Source organism: Bacillus sp. FAU18 (assembly GCF_056033885.1).
On sequence record NZ_JBVYHZ010000003.1, the window covers coordinates 266,003 to 286,173 of the forward strand.

Here is a 20,171-nt window from a genome sequence, read left to right on the forward strand (position 1 = left end):
AGAAGTTTAAAGAAAAACCACCTTAAAGGCCAATATAATTAATTATTTGAGCCCTTATGCAATCCGACAGGTTACACGTTTTTTTAACGGCCGGGTTCTAAGTCCTCCAGCATTTCCATCATCGTGTTGTCGTCCATGACATTCATTGCGCTTTGTTCAAAATGAATGGGTTCAGCATAATGCGGCTGTCTTTTTTTCGCGGCTGTCTCAGTTTGCCTAGTTTGAGACTGTGTATGCTGATTCTGTGGTTGCTGCTGTCCTGCGTGCTGGTGCTGACGGCCATTTTGCCGCTGGCTTTGATGTTGCGAACGGTCTTGGTTATCACCGCTGCTTCCGCTAAATGCTTGTTTGACCATGTTTCCTACATTAGAAGCATCAAACGTGCTATTTTCTGAATTTCGTCTGTTCATTTGTCCTGTGATAAACCCGCTGATTCTGTGGCGGATCTGAGGTGATAATGCAGCAATAAGCATAGTTGATCCTATGATCAATGCTGCGGGGCTGATTCCTCTTCGCTGGTTGAACAACATGATCCCTCCTTTGCAGTGTATTCATATTTTCCCCCTCGTTAGACAAATTAACCGTTATATTTCCCGGGAAAGCATTTCCTCCAGATTTGCATGCATAATTAAAGCCAGTTAGAAAAACCTATAAGTAAAGTGATAAAGGAGGAATTCACATGTTTGGAAAAAAACAAGTCCTTGCGTCTATGCTTCTTATCCCTTTGCTTATGACTGGCTGCGGTGTGGCCGACCAAGGTGAGGGCAGACGTGATAATAATGATGTAAGAAACGTAAATTATCGAAATCCGGCCAATGACGATATGCGCAATGTAAACAATCGGGATAACGTTGACAACAATGTTAATGATAATGTCAATAACAATCGTGTAAATGACGATAATAACAACGACCGAAAACTTGAGGTTGCTGATGAAGCAGCTGATAAAGTAACAGACCTAAAAGAAGTAAAGCATGCCGATATCATTGTGGCTGGAAATCAAGCCTACGTTGCAGTCGTTTTAACCAATGGAAATAAAGGTGCAGTAGAAGACAATTTGAAGAAAAAAATAGCCAAAAAGGTAAGATCTACTGACAAAAACATTGATAATGTTTACGTTTCAGCTAACCCTGATTTTGTAGAGCGTATGCAAGGATATGGAAAGCGTATTCAAAATGGTGACCCAATCGCCGGATTATTTGATGAATTTACACAAACTGTACAGCGCGTATTCCCTAACGCTGAATAAATGAAAAAAGCCGCACAAATTGTGCGGCTTTTTCTTTGCGTTAATGACACACTGCGAACTCAGGCTGCATAGAGTAAAAATAAAAAGGTACAAGACGGACCGGCTCAGGGAGGGAGACGTTTGCGGGATGGCATAGGAAAGCGTGCGGCATCCGCTCTATTCCTGTGCGGAGTCCTTGTGATGCTGGCTGTAAGCTCAGCCATCGTATCAAGCGCGATGTATATCCTGTCTTTTCCAGGTCAGGCATCTGGAATAACAAAAGAACAAGTGACGAAGCACATGAAGAAAGAGTCATTCAAACAGGCCGATATTTATTACACTTCTAAGGAAAAGTCCTTACTGCCATTGACGAAAGAAACGCTTGAATATGCGGTCAGTATTAATCAGATTATGATTGGATATTCGAATCAAAAGCCTATTGACATTATTTTTTTTCCTAATGAAAAACAGATGGAGGCTTACTCCGGTTTATTGGATGTAGTTGGTTTTTATTCTGAACGGGAGCAGCTGATCGGATTGTTGCCTGAAGAGAAAAAGAAACTGTTAGAAGGGGACGAGGTAGCGGTTTATTTGTACCAGAGATTGTTGATTCATGAATACTCGCACCATGCGTTTCATCAGAAATTGAAGGAGCTTGAGACGGATCCCGATGAGTTTCCGTTATGGTTTCATGAAGGGTTAAGCGAGTGGATTGCGAACTATGAATTGCTCATAGATCCGATCACGTTTTCTGTCGTGCCCTTTGACCGTTTGCAGACTGATCGAGACTGGCAGGAAGCCAGAGCCGAATATGACACTGATGTCTATTTGCAAAGCTTTTATATGATCGATGAGCTGACGGACAAATATGGGAAAGACATTATTTCAGAAATGATTAAGGAAACAGCAAAAAAAGGGGACTTTGAAAAAGGGTTTAAATCAGCAACAAAGGAAAGTCTTGATCAATTTGAAAAAGATTTTAAGAAAAAATTCGAAAAAAACAGTGCGGCATTGGATAGTATATCCAATGCCTTTGTTATTAGTGAAGTCCTTGCTGACCCATTCCGCCTTGTGTCGGAGGCATTTGTCCTTGGGCAGGGGCGAATGAATTTCTCAGCTGTTCCATATCCTGCGCATCAAGCTGAGGAACCTGGTAATAGCCGTGTTTGTTTTGGTATAGGAAAATTTCAAATGCCATTTCAACATACTCCTGAATTTGCGCAGACAGTACGCGTCTTACGGCCGGATTTGTCATTTCCAGAGAAGCCATCGTCAGCATAGAAGCTTGTGCTTTAATCGCGCAAAGCATTTGTCGGCTGATGATGCTGTCATCAATATCATTCATGGATTGAACAGGTTTTTTAGGCTGTGACGGCTGCATGCCGTAAACAGTCTGGTTGTCTTCCTTCATCATATAAGTTGCTGTTTTTTGTGAAGGTTCGCTTCCTGTTTTGAAGCATTCTGCAGTTATATTGTATTGAGATGTGATGAATTGATGTTGACGATCAAGGATGTTTAATAATTCTTGATCCTTACAGAATTGTCTTAGCATCATAAACTGATCTAGCACAGTAAGTGTTCCGGAAAGCACCTCATGCATATCAAACATTTCATGTCCGCCGTGGTTTTTATGCGGTTTGCCAGGAATACCTTTGTTCATTTGGGATTGCTGCTGCTGATTGAACTGATCCAAACCGAATTCCTCCTTTTTTTTCAGATCAGCTGTATTTTGTGTCAGTCTGCCGTGTATTATGCAGAAGCCTGAAAGGAATTATATGCTGCCTGTCGAAATGATAAGCATGTATATTAAGGGAGGAAATATGATGAGGCGTATTCTGCATATTGTGTTGATCACGGCATTGATGTTCTTAAATGTAATGTACACGTTCGAAGCTGTAAAGGCAGCTGAACCGCAACAGCCTATATCGATTGAGAAGGCAATACAGCAAAAAGAAGGACAGGCGCTTGTCGAAGGATATGCAGTCGGCCAGGCTGTTTCCCCGCAGCATTATAAGCTGACAAGCCCTTTTTCAAATGATTATAATGTCGCGCTGGCAGACCGTAAAAACGAGACATCGCCCGAACACATCCTTCCTGTGCAAATCCCCTCCGCTTTCAGAAGCCAATTTGGGCTGCAAACCAATCCGCTTCTTCTTGGGAAAAAGATAACGGTTCAAGGAAAGCTTGAAAATTACTTTAATGCGACAGGACTTAAAAACGTTCAGTCGATGAACGTAACCGATGACACGAAAACTCCGCCGGCTGAACAGCCAGTGACCATAAATGAAGCACGGGGAAGGCTGAATGAAGAAGTAACGATAAAAGGGATCATTACAGCTGATCAAAACGCAATCGGAGGCGGGAAGCTGTCGACCTTTTTGCAAGATGAAACCGGAGGCATTAACATTTATTCGCCATCCCCTGAACAATTTCCCGAATTAAAAGAGGGTATGGATGTCACGGTGACAGGGAAAATCACGTCTTACCAGGGGCTGAAAGAAATCGTTCCAAGCTCATCAGGCATCAAAATCAACCAGTCAAACCAATCCCTCCCCGCCCCCAAACACTTAACAATCAATGAACTCATTAACGGCAGCCTAGGTGATCAGTATGAAGGACGCCTTGTGAAACTAACCGCTTTTGTTTCCTCAATTCCAAGTTCTCCTGCCGGCGGCGGTTACAATGTAACAATGATTGATGACGACCATCATGCAATGACGCTCCGGGTTATGAATGAAACAGGGGTGATAGACGAGCTTGGTGAGGGCAAATGGTATGACTTTACCGGTGTGTTAAGCAGGTACCAAACCTTTCAGCTGCTTCCGCGAAAATCGGCTGACCTGAAGCTGCTTGAAGAGCAGCCTTCACCTCCGTCTGCGGAGGGAGAATATGAAGGGATTGTTGACCGGGTAGTTGACGGCGATACCATTCATCTTAAATCTCCGGTGCTTGGAACAACAAAAATCCGGTTTGTAAATGTAGATACACCCGAAACATATCACACGCCAAAAAATGACGCAGATGAAAATCAATTAAGATTTGGCAATAAAGCATCTGACTATCTGAAAACGGTTCTGTCCCCGGGTGATAAAATTACTGTCAAGGTCGGAAGTGAAGTCAAGGACAGCTATGGCAGATTGCTCGGACAAGTCATAACCGAATCAGGTTCAAACGTGAACTTAGAGCTTGTGAAAAATGGCTATGCTCCGACGTATTTTATTTGGCCGGTTGACAATGAAGAGGATTATCAGCAGTTTCAGGCCGCAGTAGCCGCTGCAAAAAAAGGCCAAAAAGGAATCTGGAATGAAAACGATCCGCTCATGGAAATGCCGTTTGAATTCAGAGCCAGAGAGCAAGGGAAAGGCTTGACAAGATATGTAGGGGATTCGTCGAATCAAACATATGTCCAGCCAGCTGACTGGAAGAAGGTAGCTGTGGAAAACAGAATTTTCTTCGCTTCAGCAAGTGAAGCGGAGAGCGCGGGATATAAAAAAAGGCAAACGGCACCTCAAGAACATGTGCCGCTTAGAATTCTCAGCATGAATGATTTGCATGGCAAAATCGATCAGCAATATGAGCTTGATCTTGATGGAAATGGAACTGCAGACGGCACGTTTGGACGCATGGATTATGCCGCCGCATATTTAAAAGAAAAAAAGGCTGAAAAGAAAAACTCGCTGATTGTGCACGCTGGAGATATGATCGGCGGAAGCTCTCCAGTTTCCTCTCTTCTTCAGGATGAACCGACTGTAGAACTGATGGAGGACATCGGATTTGATGTCGGAACCGTGGGAAACCACGAATTTGATGAAGGCACGGATGAACTGCTGAGGATCTTAAATGGCGGTGATCATCCGAAAGGCACAAGCGGATATGATGGACAGAACTTTCCCCTTGTATGTGCCAATTGTAAAATGAAATCAACTGGAGAGCCCTTTTTGCCGGCTTATGACATCATAAATGTGGAGGGCGTACCCGTTGCTTTTATCGGGGTTGTCACACAGTCGGCAGCTGGCATGGTTATGCCTGAAGGAATAAAAAATATCGAGTTTACAGATGAAGCAACAGCGGTGAATAAGTCGGCCAAAGAGCTGAAGAAAAAAGGCGTGAAGGCCATCGCGGTTCTCGCACATATGTCAGCTGAACAAAACGGCAACGCCATTTCCGGTGAGTCTGCTGATCTTGCAAACAAAACAGATTCTGAAATTGACGTGATTTTTGCCGCGCATAATCATAAGGTTGTTAACGGTGAAGTGAATGGAAAACTGATTGTTCAAGCGTTTGAATATGGAAAAGCGATAGGTGTCGTTGATGTAGAGATCGATAAAACGACAAAAGACATTGTCAAAAAGTCCGCGGAAATCGTATATGTTGATCAAAGTAAAATCGAACCGGATGTCAGCGCGTCAGCCATTTTAAAGAAATACGAAACAATTGCGGAACCGATTATCAGCGAGGTAGTCGGCGAAGCCGCTGTTGATATGGAAGGGGGGTATTCAAATGACGGCGATACACCTCTTGGAAACCTGATTGCGGATGGTATGAAAGCTGCCATGAAAACGGATTTTGCCCTTATGAATGGCGGCGGCATACGTGAAGCGCTGAAGAAGGGCCCGATTACGTGGGGAGATCTTTACAATATTCAGCCGTTTGGAAATGTGTTAACGAAGCTTGAGATTAAAGGAAAAGATTTAAGAGAGATTATCAATGCTCAAATCTCACCGGTTTTTGGGCCTGACTACAGCATCAGCGGGTTTACGTATACGTGGGATAAAGAAACCGGAAAAGCAGTTGATTTGAAAATGGCAGATGGCACCGAGATCCAGCCCGATGCCACATATACATTGACCGTCAACAACTTTATGGCGACGGCGACAGGAACCAAATATCAGCCAATCGGACTGCTGGGAAAAAATCCGGTGACAGGGCCTGAGGATTTGGAAGCGACAGTTGAGTACGTGAAGAGTTTTGATGAGCCAATTGCGTATACAAAAGAGGGAAGAATTAAGCTTGCTGAAGCCAGTGATATTGAAGACCCTGTAACAGAAGACCCGATTACGGAAGAGCCTGGAGATGATCCGGGGACGGAGGATCCGATTAAAGAGGATCCAAGGCCAGGTGAAGATTTGCCTGATATAAAAGAAACTCCGGGAACAGCACCGGTTCATCAGCTGCCGCCTTCAGCCATTTCGAGATTCAATGAAATACCAATCAACAACACAAAAACCGCTGATACTGCTAATAGCATCAGCACATTGCCGTTACAAACCGAGACTGCGGAAAGCGGGTCTGATCATCCGCTTCCGGATACGTCAGCGGGCTACTATAACTTTATGGTAATCGGTGCGGTGGTGACATTGTCAGGAACTTATCTATATGTCAGAAGAAAAAGGAGCGCCTCCAGAACGTGAAAAAAGTTATTCCACTATTCATCATTGCTGCCGGCCTAGTGATCGCAGGCTATGGAGGCTTTAAATTGATCGATACGAATATGAAAACGGAACAGACATTAAAAGAAGCAAAACTGGCGGCTGAAAAGCCGCAGGAACCTTTGGGGACGAAAAATAGCACAGATCAAGTAAAGAACAAAGCATCATTTAAGCCTGAGACCGGCCAAGCGAGCGGCATTTTGGAAATACCGAAAATCAATGCAGAGCTTCCGATCGTGGAGGGCACCGATGCTGATGATTTAGAAAAAGGTGTCGGGCATTACAAGGACAGCTATTATCCTAATGAAAACGGACAAATTGTGCTGTCAGGGCATCGAGATACCGTGTTTCGCCGGACGGGAGAGCTGGAAAAGGGGGATCAGCTCCGTCTTCTCCTGTCATATGGAGAATTCACATATGAAATTGTAAAAACAAAAATTGTCGATAAGGATGACACATCTATTATCACGCTCCAGCATGAAAAGGAAGAGCTGATTCTGACGACTTGCTATCCGTTTTCATACGTCGGAAATGCCCCGAAACGCTATATTATATATGGAAAACGAGTGACTTAAAAAGCCGAGGCTGTGCCTGCGGCTTTTCTTCATGAAAAATATGTGCGGCAAAGGTTTTTCATATCAGCAGGGAAAGGGGCTTCAGCAACTATGAGCTCGTCTGTTATGGGGTGAACCGCTTGTACTTTATTGGCGTGCAGTGCCTGCCTGTTTAGCAGCTTGCTCCCGCCTCCGTAAAGCGAGTCTCCTGTCAACGGATGTCCGAGGCTCGCCAGATGGACACGGATTTGGTGTGTTCTTCCTGTTTCCAGCTCTAATTCAACGAGCGACAGCCGTTCTTTCGCATTGCTGGCCATTACCTTGAAATGAGTGACGGCTGTTTGCCCGCCTGGTGAAACCCGGCGTCTTGTCGGGTGTGATCGGTCTCTGCCGATCGGTGAATTAATTGTCCCTTTTTTCGTCCTTAGCTTACCTTCAGCGATGGCGGTATACGTACGCTTCAGCGTCTTTTTCTCTAACTGCTGGTCTAAGATGGCGTGTGCCAAACGATGCTTGGCAAAAACGATAGCGCCAGATGTATCCTGATCAAGACGATGGACGTGGCGCACCTTACATGTTTCGCCATTTATCTGATAATGATACGAGATCAAATTAGCCAGTGTGCCGGTTTGCCCATCCTCATTCGGATGCGTCGCTATGCCAGCGGGTTTATTGACGATGAGCATGTGATTGTCCTCAAATAAAATATCAAGCTCGCCATACTCCGGAATGACCGAAGATGCTTCACTTTCCTGAAGATCAATGAACACGCAGTCTCCCTTTTTTACAATCATATTGTTTAAGACGGATTCGTGATTGACCTTTATCTGTTGATGGGACATCCAGTCTTGTATCACTGGTTTAGAAGCTTTGAGCGCTGTTTTGAGTACGGAAAACAGCCATTGGCCGTCTTGTTTTTCATTGATGAGGATCTCAAGCCCTCTGCCTTTTTGGTTCATGTTAAATGGCTCCTTTTCGAAGCGGAAGGCTGCTGTTTCTCATAGGAAACACTTACCTTAGCTTTCGCGTTTTTTTCTGTGCTATTCTTGAGTAAGACTTAGGATATTCGATGGCAAGAAAGGTGATTGACGTGAGAATTGTGAACGCAGCAACTGCAGAACAGGAGAGCTTTATCAAGGAGCTGTCTATGGAGCTGATCCATGATGTATTTCCTCTTTATTTCTCCGAACTGGACATTCAGCGCTTTAAAAAGAAAGGCGTTCTGTCTTTAAATAACCATTATTACCAAGGAACATTAAAAGAAGCATTTCAAATTATGGCTTGTCTGCAAATGATACATATTATCCTGACCAAGCCTTCGCCGCACTCTGATTTGAGTGATCAGGCGATTTTTGAAAAAAACAGCAAGATGCTGAATGATTTTGGGATTTATTTTCCGTTTGCTTTTTCTGACTTTCAAAAGAAGACTAACAAAGCCTTTTTCGGTCAAAGAAGGCTGATATAATCATGCGGCAAGGGCTTTTCTATTTTTAGAAAAGCTCTTTTTGTATCAGAGAAATCATATCATAAAACCTTTCCTCTAACTCCCTTTTTAAACGGCTCGTGTCTGAACATACTAATGATTGAAAGGGGTGCTGACAATGAGTTCAGTTAAAGATACAATGACAACGCAGGTGGCAACCGTTTCTCCGAATCAAACGATTCAGGAAGCGGCTTCTCTAATGAAACAGCATAACGTCGGGGCGATCCCCGTTGTAGAGCAAGGTGTTTTAAAAGGAATGCTGACTGACCGTGACATTGCATTAAGAACTACAGCTCAGGGCCGTGATGGCCAGACACCCGTTTCAGAAGTGATGTCAACAGAACTCGTATCAGGAAACCCCAATATGAGTCTGGAAGACGCGTCGCAGCTGATGGCCCAGCACCAAATCCGCCGCCTTCCTATTGTAGATCAAAACAATCTAGTCGGGATCGTTGCGCTTGGAGACCTGGCAGTCAATCAGATGTCGAACGAGTCTGCGGGATCAGCGCTGACAAACATTTCTCACCAAAACATTCATTAATAAGAAAGAGCTTGCAGTGTGCAGGCTCTTTCTTCACATAAAACCTTACTTTTTGAAAGCAGACTTGTTTCGGGGTATAGTGAGTGTATACATATGTCTCAATTCGGACTAAAGGAGTTGTACCCAGTGATTAAAGCGTTAATTTTTGATTTTGACGGGCTTATTCTAGATACAGAAACACACGAATATGAGGTTCTTCAGGAAATATTTGAAGAGCACGGCTCAGTGCTGCCGCTATCTGTCTGGGGAAAGGTCATCGGAACTGCTGCGGGTTTCCGGCCTTTTGACTATTTAGAAGAGCAGATCGGGGAAAAGCTGAACCATGAAGAGCTCACAAAATTGAGAAGAGAGCGGTTCGCCAAACGCATGGAAACAGAAAAAGCGAGACCTGGTGTCGAAGCGTATTTGAATGCGGCAAAGGATTTAGGCTTAAAAATAGGCCTTGCCTCCAGCTCTGATTATAAATGGGTGTCCGGCCATTTGAAGCAAATCGGCCTGTTTGATGATTTTGAAGTTATTCAAACGGCTGATGATGTGGAAGAGGTGAAGCCGAATCCTGAACTCTATTTATTGGCGGCAAAAAACCTCGGGGTATCGCCAGCGGAATGTCTCGCGTTTGAGGATTCTGTCAATGGTTCGATTGCTGCGAAACGTGCAGGCATGAAGTGTGTCATTGTCCCGAATAAAGTAACGGGTACCTTGATGTTTGAAGACTATGATCACAGGCTTGAATCAATGGCGGAGATGGAGCTCGCCCTATTGCTTGATCATCTGAACTCACAAAACTAGAAAGGAGCGAGTAGGTTGTCTGAGAAATTAGATTTGACCCGGTTTGAAAAGAAAATGGTTATCCGCAATATCGAAGAAAAAGACATCGACAAGATTATCGATCTTCAAAAGGACTGCTTTCCAGGAATGGAGCCTTGGAAGCGGGAGCATTTAATCAGCCATTTGGAGCATTTTCCGGAAGGGCAGTTTTGTGCAGAATTCGAAGGTGAAATTATCGGTTCGTGCTCAAGTCTCCTGATTAACTTTGATGAATATGATGACCGTCATACGTGGCAGGACATTACAGATGACGGTTATATCACCAACCATAATCCTGACGGCTTGAATATGTACGGAATTGAAGTCATGGTGCACCCGAAATACAGACGAATGAAGATCGGCCACCGTTTGTACGAGGCGAGAAAGGACTTAGCCAGACGCTTAAACCTGAAAAGCATCATCATAGGCGGACGGATTCCAAACTATCACAAATATGCAGAGGAAATGACAGCGAGAGAGTATGTTGAACAGGTGACACGCCACCAAATTTACGATCCGGTTCTTTCTTTTCAGCTGATGAACGGCTTTACCCTTATGCGAATTAACCCGAACTATCTCCCGGATGATACAGCTTCGATCAAGTATGCGACGCTGATGGAATGGAATAATGTGGATTATCTACCGCAGCAGACAAAACGCTATTATAAATCGGCGTTCCCTGTTAGAATTTGTGTGATCCAATACGAAATGAAGAAAATTTATTCCTTTGAGGAATTTGCGAATCAAGTAGAATACTATGTCGATGTTGCTTCCGACGCAAGATCTGATTTTGCGGTGTTCCCGGAAATTTTCACAACCCAGCTGATGTCTTTCCTTGAGGAACGGTCACCGAGCTTGGCGGTGCAGAGAATTACCGAGTATACAGAAGATTACATCAGCCTGTTTACTGACTTGGCTGTGAAGTATAACGTCAACATTATCGGCGGATCTCATTTCGTCGAAGAGGAAGGCAAGATCTATAATATCGCTTACCTGTTCAGACGGGACGGAACAATCGAAAAGCAATACAAACTCCATATTACGCCGAATGAACGCAAATGGTGGGGGATCAGCGCAGGAGACCAGGTTCGCGTGTTTGATACGGACTGCGGAAAAATCGCGATCCAGATCTGTTATGACATTGAATTTCCTGAGCTTGCCCGGATTGCGGCTGATAAAGGAGCCAAAATCATCTTTACGCCATTTTGTACAGAAGACCGTCAAGGCTATCTGCGTGTCAGATACTGTTCGCAGGCTAGAGCGGTTGAAAATCAAATTTATACGGTTATCTCGGGAACGGTCGGAAACCTTCCGCAAACGGAAAACATGGATATCCAATACGCCCAGTCAGGCATCTTTGCCCCGTCTGATTTTGAATTCGCCCGAGACGGCATTGTCGGCGAAACAAACCCGAATATTGAAATGGTCGTCATCGGCGATGTTGACCTGGAAATTCTCAGAAGACAGCGCCAAAACGGTACAGTGCGCCAGCTAAAAGACAGACGGCGTGATATTTATCATATTCAATATAAAAAATAATCCCGAAAAAACCCGCCTGCATTGGCGGGTTTTTTTAAACAAAAGCGGAATTGTTTAGGTTTTCTTTAAATTAAAAGTAAATTGTATAGTGGAAAAGAAGGTGCCTTATGGAGTTTCTGTATTTTCGCCATTTCCTATATCATACAGAAAACGGCTAGGCTTCACATTGCTATTGCAATGGCTGTCCAAGTCGTTTCGAGTGCGACCTTTATCAGTACGATGCTGAGCATTGTCACTTTGCCTGTTTTGCTTTGGATGCTGCATCCTCTTTCTTCTTGAGAAAGAGGATGTTTTATTATTTACACGGTTTATTGACTCTGACCCGGTCTGGCTTTATATTGAAGGCAGGGAAATCATCACCAAGACATCACATAAAGAGAAGGTCTGTTTCAATTGAATTGGCATTATAGGGAACGCTAATGAAATGGAGATGATGGGGATGGAAAACATTCAGCAAAATCAGGGATTAAAGCAAAAAGATGAGCAATTTGTGTGGCATGCCATGAAGGGAGCGCATCAAGCGGACAGCCTGATAGCCCAGAAGGCCGAAGGAGCCTGGGTAACCGACATAGACGGACGCCGCTATTTGGATGCGATGTCCGGTTTGTGGTGCGTCAACATTGGTTACGGCAGAAAGGAGCTTGCGGAGGCTGCCTATGAGCAACTAAAGGAGCTGCCTTACTACCCGTTAACGCAAAGTCACGCACCCGCAATTCAACTGGCGGAAAAGCTGAATGAATGGCTTGGCGGCGATTATGTTATCTTTTTTTCCAACAGCGGATCGGAAGCAAACGAAACTGCTTTTAAAATTGCCCGCCAGTACCATCTGCAAAACGGCGACCACAGCCGTTATAAATTCATCTCAAGATATCGGGCATACCACGGCAATACATTGGGAGCGCTCTCAGCTACCGGACAGGCGCAGCGCAAATATAAATACGAGCCTTTGAGCCAAGGATTTCTGCATGCAGCTCCGCCAGATATATACCGGAATCCTGATGATGCAGACACGCTTGAAAGCGCAAATGAAATCGACCGCATCATGACATGGGAATTAAGCGAAACGATTGCCGGGGTCATTATGGAGCCCATCATTACAGGCGGGGGCATCCTAATGCCGCCGGACGGATATATGAAAAAGGTGGAGGACATTTGCCGGCGCCACGGAGCCCTTTTGATTTGCGATGAAGTGATCTGCGGGTTTGGACGGACAGGCGAGCCGTTCGGGTTTATGCACTACGGTGTGAAGCCTGATATCATTACGATGGCAAAGGGAATCACAAGCGCGTATCTGCCATTGTCAGCGACTGCTGTTAAACGGGACATTTTCGAAGCGTATCAGGGGGAAGCTCCTTATGACCGTTTCCGCCACGTGAACACGTTCGGCGGAAGCCCGGCAGCCTGTGCCTTGGCGTTGAAAAACCTGCAAATTATGGAGGACGAACAGCTGATTCAGCGATCCCGCGATCTTGGAGCAAAGCTTTTAGGTGAGCTTCAAGCTCTGAGAGAACACCCGGCAGTCGGGGATGTTAGAGGAAAAGGGCTGCTGATCGGAATCGAACTCGTCAAAGATAAATTGACTAAAGAGCCGGCTGATGCCGCCAAAGTAAACCAAGTGGTTGCGGCATGCAAAGAAAAAGGGCTGATCATCGGCAAAAACGGCGATACAGTCGCCGGTTACAACAACGTCATCCAGCTCGCGCCGCCATTTTGCCTGACAGAAGAGGACCTTTCCTTTATCGTGAAAACGGTGAAAGAAAGCTTTCAAACGATATAATATAAAAGTGATTTATTAAAGGAGAACATGATGAGTTTTCACAACCAGCCGATCTTACCGGCTATTCGCAATATGAAGCAATTTGATGAGTTTTTGAACAGTTCGTTCTCTTACGGTGTTATTCTTGATATTCATCTCGGCCAGCTGAAGGGCGTGATCAAAGAAGCGCAAAAGCACGGAAAGAACATGATGGTGCACGTCGATCTCATTCAAGGGATTAAGCATGACGAATACGGTGCGGAATTTATATGTCAGGATATCAAGCCCGCTGGGATTATTTCCACAAGATCGAACGTGATTGCCAAAGCGAAGCAGAAGAAAATTTATGCCATTCAGCGCCTGTTTTTGCTTGATACAAGCGCGATGGAGAAAAGCATGGAGTTTATCGGCAAGCATAAGCCTGACTTCATCGAAGTGCTTCCCGGCATCGTTCCGTCACTCATTCAGGAAATAAAAGAGAAAACAGGGATTCCCATCTTTGCCGGGGGTTTCATCCGTACGGAAGAGGATGTAGAGCAGGCATTGAAAGCGGGGGCTGTAGCTGTCACAACATCTAATACCAAATTGTGGAAAAAATATGAAAACTTTTTGACGGAAAGTGATTGACACCGCTTTCATGCACTGATACAATTGCACTAGGTTAATACATTGTGATGGAGAACTCGGAGACCACAGCAGCTCTTTACGGCAAATGTTTATGCACCCGTAAAGCGGTTTGTTGTGGTTTTTTTATTCTCTTCTTCTCTATCATGCTTTTTAATCGTGACTTTAGGAGGAATGTGCTATGACAGCATTTTGGGGAGAAGTCATCGGTACGATGCTGCTTATCATTTTTGGTGCAGGTGTTTGTGCAGGTGTCAATTTAAAGAAATCGCTTTCATTCCAGTCTGGCTGGATTGTTGTTGTATTTGGATGGGGATTGGGTGTTGCCATGGCGGCATACGCGGTTGGCGGCATCAGCGGCGCCCATTTGAATCCGGCGCTAACGATAGCGCTTGCATTTGTAGGAGATTTTCCATGGAAAGAGGTTCCGGTTTATATTGCGGCGCAAATGATCGGAGCGATCATCGGTGCGGTGATTATTTATCTGCATTACCTCCCGCACTGGAAGTCAACGGATGATCCCGCTGCCAAGCTGGGTGTTTTCTCAACAGGGCCCAGCATTCCGCATACATTTGCAAACGTTTTAAGCGAAGTGATTGGGACATTTGTCCTTGTGCTTGGAATCTTGGCCATTGGGGCAAATCAATTTACAGAAGGACTTAATCCTTTAATCGTCGGTTTCCTCATTGTAGCAATCGGTATTTCTCTGGGAGGCACCACCGGCTATGCTATCAATCCTGCACGTGACTTAGGTCCGCGGATAGCCCACGCTTTTCTTCCGATTCCGGGGAAGGGCTCATCAAACTGGAAATACGCATGGGTTCCGGTAGTCGGCCCGATTTTAGGCGGATCATTCGGCGGCGTATTTTACAACGCTGCATTTAAAGGGCACATCACAAGCAGCTTCTGGATTGTAAGCGTTATATTGGTTGTGGTATTGTTAGGACTCTATGTGTATACGAAATCACATTCAGCTAAAACATTATCAAATTCAAAATATATTTAATCAAAGGGGAGACATCTTATGGAAACGTACATTTTATCCTTAGATCAGGGGACGACAAGTTCAAGAGCGATTCTGTTTAATAAAGAAGGCAAGATCGTTCACTCTGCTCAAAAGGAATTTACACAATACTTCCCGCATCCTGGCTGGGTTGAGCATAATGCCAATGAAATTTGGGGCTCTGTCCTCGCGGTTATTGCCTCAGTCATCTCTGAATCAGGAATCAGCGCTTCTCAAATTGCCGGCATCGGCATCACGAACCAGCGCGAGACGACGGTTGTGTGGGATAAAGATACAGGAAGTCCTGTCTATAATGCAATCGTTTGGCAGTCCAGACAGACGTCCGGCATTTGTGAGGAACTTCGTGAAAAAGGATATAATGATAAATTCAGAGAAAAAACGGGGCTTTTAATCGATCCATACTTCTCCGGCACAAAGGTGAAGTGGATTTTAGACAATGTGGAAGGCGCAAGAGAAAAAGCGGAAAAAGGCGAGCTGCTGTTTGGAACGATTGATACGTGGCTCATTTGGAAAATGTCAGGCGGAAAAGCGCATGTGACCGATTACTCTAATGCCTCAAGAACACTGATGTTCAATATTTACGATTTAAAATGGGACGATGAACTGCTCGACATTCTAGGCGTACCGAAATCCATGCTCCCTGAAGTGAAGCCGTCTTCCCATGTGTATGCGGAGACTGTTGATTATCACTTCTTCGGAAAAAATATTCCGATTGCGGGAGCGGCAGGCGACCAGCAGTCCGCATTGTTCGGCCAGGCATGCTTTGAAGAAGGCATGGGGAAAAACACATACGGCACTGGATGTTTCATGCTGATGAATACAGGGGAAAAAGCAATTAAGTCCGAACATGGGCTTTTGACAACAATTGCTTGGGGCATTGACGGAAAAGTTAACTATGCGTTAGAAGGAAGCATTTTTGTCGCTGGCTCTGCCATCCAGTGGCTTAGAGACGGATTGAGAATGTTCCAGGACTCTTCGCTTAGCGAATCTTATGCAGAGAAAGTGGATTCAACTGACGGCGTATATGTCGTTCCGGCCTTTGTCGGACTGGGAACGCCTTACTGGGACAGCGATGTGCGCGGTTCGGTTTTCGGCCTGACAAGAGGGACAACAAAAGAGCACTTTATCCGTGCGACACTGGAGTCATTGGCTTATCAGACAAAAGATGTGCTTGACGCAATGGAAGCAGATTCAAACATTTCATTAAAGACGCTTCGTGTAGACGGAGGAGCTGTAAAAAACAATTTCCTAATGCAGTTCCAAGGAGACCTGTTGAATGTTCCTGTGGAGCGTCCGGAAATTAATGAAACGACTGCACTTGGCGCGGCTTATTTGGCAGGTATCGCTGTGGGATTCTGGAAGGACCGTTCTGAAATCGCGAACCAGTGGAATCTGGATAAACGGTTTGAACCTGAATTAGAAGAAGAAAAACGAAATGAGCTGTATAAAGGCTGGCAAAAAGCCGTGAAAGCAGCTATGGCTTTTAAATAAAGTAATACTATGGTATAATGGTTACAAGTTAATAAGAACGGTCCTGAGATGAGGAGAGACCACAGCACCAAAGTGTAAGCATGCACTTTGGCTGTTGTGGTCTCTTTTTCTATTTACCGTGACAACAAGGAGGAAACGTAATGATGAAACATCAATTTTCAAGTCTTGAAAGAGATCGCATGCTGACAGACATGACGAAAAAAACATATGACCTATTTATTATCGGAGGAGGAATTACAGGAGCCGGAACAGCTCTTGACGCGGCATCAAGGGGAATGAAGGTCGCACTAAGCGAAATGCAGGACTTTGCGGCGGGAACATCAAGCCGATCAACGAAGCTGGTACATGGCGGCTTGCGCTATTTAAAACAATTTGAAGTGAAAATGGTCGCTGAGGTAGGAAAAGAGCGGGCGATTGTGTATGAAAACGGCCCGCATGTCACTACACCGGAATGGATGCTGCTTCCGTTTCATAAAGGCGGCACATTCGGTTCATTTACAACATCTATCGGGTTAAGAGTTTATGACTTCCTTGCAGGTGTGAAAAAGTCAGAACGAAGAAGCATGCTTTCAGCAAAAGAAACGCTGCAAAAAGAGCCCTTGGTGAAAAAAGACGGCTTAAAAGGCGGCGGGTATTATGTGGAATACCGCACTGACGATGCGAGACTGACCATCGAAGTCATGAAGGAAGCGGTGAAATTCGGGGCAGAGCCTGTGAATTACTCCAAAGTGAAGGAGCTTCTTTACGAAAAAGGCAAAGCCGTCGGCGTATTAATTGAAGATGTGCTGACAAAGAAAGAATATAAAGTGTATGCGAAAAAAATTGTCAATGCTACAGGCCCTTGGGTCGATCAGCTCAGAGAAAAAGACCATTCGAAAAACGGAAAGCATTTGCAGCATACAAAAGGCATTCACCTTGTATTTGACCAGTCTGTCTTTCCGCTGAAACAGGCTGTATATTTCGATACACCTGATGGCCGGATGGTATTTGCGATTCCTCGTGAAGGCAAAACATACGTGGGAACAACAGACACTGTTTACAAAGAGGCGCTGGAGCATCCGCGGATGACAACGGAGGATCGTGATTATGTCATCAAATCAATCAATTACATGTTCCCGGAACTGAATATTACTGCGAATGACATCGAATCCAGCTGGGCGGGGCTGCGTCCGCTGATTCATGAAGAAGGTAAAGATCCTTCTGAAATTTCACGGAAAGACGAGATTTGGACATCTGACTCAGGCCTGATCACCATTGCCGGCGGAAAACTGACTGGATACAGAAAAATGGCGGAGCACATCGTTGATCTTGTCCGTGATCGCTTAAAAGAAGAGGGCGAAAAGGATTTTGGACCATGTAAAACGAAAAACATGCCAATCTCTGGCGGGCACGTCGGCGGTTCGAAAAATCTTATGTCCTTCGTTACCGCGAAAACAAAAGAAGGAATTGCAGCCGGTTTATCAGAAAAAGACGCAAAACAGCTTGCGATCAGATACGGCTCTAACGTAGATCGCGTCTTTGACCGGGTAGAAGCGCTGAAAGATGAGGCCGCGAAACGCAACATTCCGGTTCATATTCTTGCTGAGGCAGAATACAGTATAGAAGAAGAGATGACTGCAACCCCTGCTGACTTCTTTGTCCGCAGAACGGGACGTTTATTTTTTGATATCAATTGGGTAAGAACATATAAAGATGCCGTTATTGATTTTATGAGCGAGCGATTCCAATGGGATGAGCAGGCGAAAAACAAACATACAGAAAACCTCAACAAGCTTTTACACGATGCGGTCGTACCGCTTGAGCAATAAATCATAACGGGCTGTCTGCAGCCCGTTATTTCTTTTTACGTGCCGAAAGGGCCAGATCTCAGGTTATCAAGTGACAGAGGCACCCGCTTCATATAAAATAATGGCATAAGCTGATACATAGGAGGACGATTATGACTTGGAGAAAGAGCTATGAACGCTGGAAACAGACAGAACATTTAGACCCGGAATTAAAAGAGCGCCTTATTGAATTAGAGGGGAATGAACAGGCCCTTGAGGACTGTTTCTATAAAGACCTTGAATTCGGTACCGGCGGAATGCGCGGAGAAATCGGCGCCGGGACAAATCGGATGAATATTTACACTGTGCGCAAAGCATCGGCCGGGTTTGCGGCATACATCTCGAAGCAAGGTGAGGAAGCGAAAAAACGGGGCGTTGTCATTGCTTATGATTCCCGCCATAAATCTCCGGAGTTCGCGATGGAAGCGGCAAAAACACTTGCGACACAAGGCATCCAAACATACGTGTTTGATGAGCTTCGGCCGACGCCAGAGCTGTCATTCGCTGTCAGACAGCTGAACGCTTATGGGGGAATTGTGGTAACGGCAAGCCATAACCCGCCTGAATATAACGGCTACAAAGTATACGGGGATGACGGCGGCCAGCTGCCTCCAAAGGAAGCGGACAACGTCATTGAGCAGGTAAACGCGATTGAAAATGAGCTGACGATCACAGTAGACGAAGAAAATAAGTTAAAAGAAAAAGGCTTAATTAAAATCATCGGTGAAGATATTGATAAAGTTTATACAGAAAAACTGGCGTCGATTTCTGTACATCCTGAATTATCGGAAGAAGTAGATGTAAAGGTTGTTTTCACACCGCTGCATGGAACTGCAAATAAACCGGTCAGACGCGGTCTTGAAGCACTCGGCTACAAAAATGTAACGGTTGTCAAAGAACAGGAACTGCCGGATTCAAACTTCTCCACTGTTACATCGCCGAACCCGGAAGAGCATGCGGCATTCGAATATGCCATTAAGCTTGGGGAGGAGCAGAATGCAGATATTCTCATCGCCACAGACCCTGATGCTGACCGCCTCGGCATCGCGGTGAAAAACGATCAAGGCAAATATACAGTGCTGACAGGAAACCAAACCGGAGCGCTACTGCTTCATTACCTGCTTTCTGAAAAGAAAAAACAAGGCATCCTGCCTGATAACGGTGTTGTTCTCAAAACGATCGTCACAAGCGAAATCGGTCGTGCTGTAGCTTCTTCATTCGGCCTTGATACGATTGATACGCTGACAGGCTTTAAGTTTATCGGTGAAAAGATCAAGGAATACGAGGCATCAGGCCAGTATACCTTCCAATTTGGTTATGAAGAGAGCTACGGTTATTTAATCGGGGATTTTGCCCGCGATAAGGACGCCATTCAGGCTGCGCTTTTGTCAGTTGAAGTTTGCGCGTTCTATAAAAAACAGGGAATGTCATTGTATGAGGCGCTCATCAATCTCTTTAACGAATATGGTTTTTATCGTGAAGGGCTGAAATCCCTGACGCTGAAAGGCAAACAAGGAGCAGAGCAAATTGAAGCGATTCTTGCTTCCTTCAGACAAAATCCTCCGCAGAAAATGGCGGGCAAACAGGTTGTCACAGCAGAAGATTACGCTGTAAGCAAACGGACGCTTCTGACTGAAAACAAAGAAGAAACTATCGACTTGCCAAAATCAAATGTACTGAAATACTTCCTGGAAGACGGGTCTTGGTTCTGTCTTCGTCCTTCTGGAACTGAGCCGAAGGTGAAATTTTATTTCGCCGTAAAAGGGTCATCTTTGGAAGACAGTGAAAAGCGTCTTGCCTCCCTTTCTGAAGATGTAATGAAGACGGTGGATGAAATTGTTGAGTCGACAGCAAAATAATTCAAGTATG

Annotated in this window: 16 protein-coding genes and 2 pseudogenes; 15 read left to right on the plus strand and 3 right to left on the minus strand. The window is 44.9% G+C overall.

From position 1 onward, the window contains the following. Positions 1-83: 83 nt before the first annotated feature. On the minus strand, positions 84-530 hold the full coding sequence (locus AC0OMU_RS01630; protein ID WP_041520043.1) for a hypothetical protein: 447 nt from the start codon (positions 528-530) through the stop codon (positions 84-86). Between the two features lie 149 nt (positions 531-679). Between AC0OMU_RS01630 and AC0OMU_RS01635 the strand changes: the two genes are divergently transcribed. Continuing rightward, positions 680-1,249, plus strand: coding sequence for a YhcN/YlaJ family sporulation lipoprotein (locus AC0OMU_RS01635; RefSeq protein ID WP_015383188.1), 570 nt, complete (start codon positions 680-682; stop codon positions 1,247-1,249). Between the two features lie 120 nt (positions 1,250-1,369). Continuing rightward, positions 1,370-2,336, plus strand: a pseudogene (locus AC0OMU_RS01640) (hypothetical protein). Here the strand turns inward: AC0OMU_RS01640 and AC0OMU_RS01645 are convergent. Beyond that, positions 2,268-2,921 carry a spore coat protein gene (locus AC0OMU_RS01645; protein WP_009966881.1) on the minus strand — a complete coding sequence of 218 codons (654 nt, stop codon included), beginning with the start codon at positions 2,919-2,921 and terminating at the stop codon, positions 2,268-2,270. The pseudogene AC0OMU_RS01640 and the gene AC0OMU_RS01645 sit on opposite strands and share 69 nt — an antisense overlap. 82 nt (positions 2,922-3,003) lie before the next feature. Between AC0OMU_RS01645 and yhcR the strand changes: the two genes are divergently transcribed. Together yhcR and srtA are read left to right on the plus strand one after the other, a co-directional pair. Next, positions 3,004-6,639, plus strand: coding sequence for an endonuclease YhcR (gene yhcR, locus AC0OMU_RS01650; RefSeq protein ID WP_474240860.1), 3,636 nt, complete (start codon positions 3,004-3,006; stop codon positions 6,637-6,639). Beyond that, positions 6,636-7,232, plus strand: a complete 597-nt coding sequence (gene srtA, locus AC0OMU_RS01655; RefSeq protein WP_015383191.1) for a sortase SrtA — start codon at positions 6,636-6,638, stop codon at positions 7,230-7,232. Before yhcR ends, srtA begins: the two co-directional genes overlap by 4 nt. 29 nt (positions 7,233-7,261) lie before the next feature. Here the strand turns inward: srtA and AC0OMU_RS01660 are convergent, their stop codons facing one another. Then, positions 7,262-8,170, minus strand: a complete 909-nt coding sequence (locus AC0OMU_RS01660; RefSeq protein WP_474240861.1) for an RluA family pseudouridine synthase — start codon at positions 8,168-8,170, stop codon at positions 7,262-7,264. Positions 8,171-8,280: 110 nt separating this feature from the next. Between AC0OMU_RS01660 and AC0OMU_RS01665 the strand changes: the two genes are divergently transcribed. The 11 genes and pseudogenes from AC0OMU_RS01665 to AC0OMU_RS01715 all read left to right on the plus strand — a co-directional run bounded on the left by AC0OMU_RS01665 (position 8,281) and on the right by AC0OMU_RS01715 (position 20,161). Then, the gene (locus tag AC0OMU_RS01665; protein ID WP_003233401.1) at positions 8,281-8,676 is read left to right on the plus strand and encodes a YhcU family protein; all 396 of its coding nucleotides are present in this window, start codon (positions 8,281-8,283) and stop codon (positions 8,674-8,676) included. Between the two features lie 136 nt (positions 8,677-8,812). Beyond that, positions 8,813-9,235 carry a CBS domain-containing protein gene (locus AC0OMU_RS01670; RefSeq protein WP_003245462.1) on the plus strand — a complete coding sequence of 141 codons (423 nt, stop codon included), beginning with the start codon at positions 8,813-8,815 and terminating at the stop codon, positions 9,233-9,235. A 126-nt stretch (positions 9,236-9,361) separates the two neighbouring features. Beyond that, the gene (locus tag AC0OMU_RS01675) at positions 9,362-10,024 is read left to right on the plus strand and encodes an HAD family hydrolase (protein WP_047182338.1); all 663 of its coding nucleotides are present in this window, start codon (positions 9,362-9,364) and stop codon (positions 10,022-10,024) included. A gap of 15 nt (positions 10,025-10,039) precedes the next feature. Next, complete coding sequence (locus tag AC0OMU_RS01680) at positions 10,040-11,581, plus strand: bifunctional GNAT family N-acetyltransferase/carbon-nitrogen hydrolase family protein (RefSeq protein WP_003245514.1); 1,542 nt, start codon at positions 10,040-10,042, stop codon at positions 11,579-11,581. Between the two features lie 177 nt (positions 11,582-11,758). Next, positions 11,759-11,860 (plus strand): annotated as a pseudogene (locus AC0OMU_RS01685) (AEC family transporter); the annotation flags it as partial. A 145-nt stretch (positions 11,861-12,005) separates the two neighbouring features. Beyond that, positions 12,006-13,358, plus strand: coding sequence for an aspartate aminotransferase family protein (locus tag AC0OMU_RS01690; RefSeq protein WP_003233390.1), 1,353 nt, complete (start codon positions 12,006-12,008; stop codon positions 13,356-13,358). Between the two features lie 27 nt (positions 13,359-13,385). Beyond that, the gene (gene glpP, locus AC0OMU_RS01695) at positions 13,386-13,964 is read left to right on the plus strand and encodes a glycerol uptake operon antiterminator GlpP (protein WP_003233388.1); all 579 of its coding nucleotides are present in this window, start codon (positions 13,386-13,388) and stop codon (positions 13,962-13,964) included. 178 nt (positions 13,965-14,142) lie between these two features. Next, positions 14,143-14,967 carry a glycerol uptake facilitator protein GlpF gene (glpF, locus tag AC0OMU_RS01700; RefSeq protein WP_003233386.1) on the plus strand — a complete coding sequence of 275 codons (825 nt, stop codon included), beginning with the start codon at positions 14,143-14,145 and terminating at the stop codon, positions 14,965-14,967. Between the two features lie 18 nt (positions 14,968-14,985). Next, a complete protein-coding gene (glpK, locus tag AC0OMU_RS01705) occupies positions 14,986-16,476 on the plus strand; it encodes a glycerol kinase GlpK (RefSeq protein WP_003233384.1) in 1,491 nt (496 codons plus the stop codon). 140 nt (positions 16,477-16,616) lie between these two features. Then, the gene (gene glpD, locus AC0OMU_RS01710) at positions 16,617-18,284 is read left to right on the plus strand and encodes a glycerol-3-phosphate dehydrogenase (RefSeq protein ID WP_021479678.1); all 1,668 of its coding nucleotides are present in this window, start codon (positions 16,617-16,619) and stop codon (positions 18,282-18,284) included. A gap of 131 nt (positions 18,285-18,415) precedes the next feature. After that, on the plus strand, positions 18,416-20,161 hold the full coding sequence (locus tag AC0OMU_RS01715) for a phospho-sugar mutase (protein WP_474240862.1): 1,746 nt from the start codon (positions 18,416-18,418) through the stop codon (positions 20,159-20,161). Positions 20,162-20,171: the final 10 nt, after the last annotated feature.

Bases quoted from the DNA above. Each gene is read 5' to 3' on its own strand.
- AC0OMU_RS01630 (WP_041520043.1), bottom strand. From the start codon at position 530: ATGTTGTTCAACCAGCGAAGAGGAATCAGCCCCGCAGCATTGATCATA.
- AC0OMU_RS01715 (WP_474240862.1), top strand. From the start codon at position 18,416: ATGACTTGGAGAAAGAGCTATGAACGCTGGAAACAGACAGAACATTTA.
- AC0OMU_RS01660 (WP_474240861.1), bottom strand. From the start codon at position 8,170: ATGAACCAAAAAGGCAGAGGGCTTGAGATCCTCATCAATGAAAAACAA.
- glpK (WP_003233384.1), top strand. From the start codon at position 14,986: ATGGAAACGTACATTTTATCCTTAGATCAGGGGACGACAAGTTCAAGA.
- AC0OMU_RS01665 (WP_003233401.1), top strand. From the start codon at position 8,281: ATGGCAAGAAAGGTGATTGACGTGAGAATTGTGAACGCAGCAACTGCA.
- glpP (WP_003233388.1), top strand. From the start codon at position 13,386: ATGATGAGTTTTCACAACCAGCCGATCTTACCGGCTATTCGCAATATG.
- glpF (WP_003233386.1), top strand. From the start codon at position 14,143: ATGACAGCATTTTGGGGAGAAGTCATCGGTACGATGCTGCTTATCATT.
- glpD (WP_021479678.1), top strand. From the start codon at position 16,617: ATGATGAAACATCAATTTTCAAGTCTTGAAAGAGATCGCATGCTGACA.
- AC0OMU_RS01670 (WP_003245462.1), top strand. From the start codon at position 8,813: ATGAGTTCAGTTAAAGATACAATGACAACGCAGGTGGCAACCGTTTCT.
- yhcR (WP_474240860.1), top strand. From the start codon at position 3,004: ATGCTGCCTGTCGAAATGATAAGCATGTATATTAAGGGAGGAAATATG.
- AC0OMU_RS01635 (WP_015383188.1), top strand. From the start codon at position 680: ATGTTTGGAAAAAAACAAGTCCTTGCGTCTATGCTTCTTATCCCTTTG.
- AC0OMU_RS01690 (WP_003233390.1), top strand. From the start codon at position 12,006: ATGGAGATGATGGGGATGGAAAACATTCAGCAAAATCAGGGATTAAAG.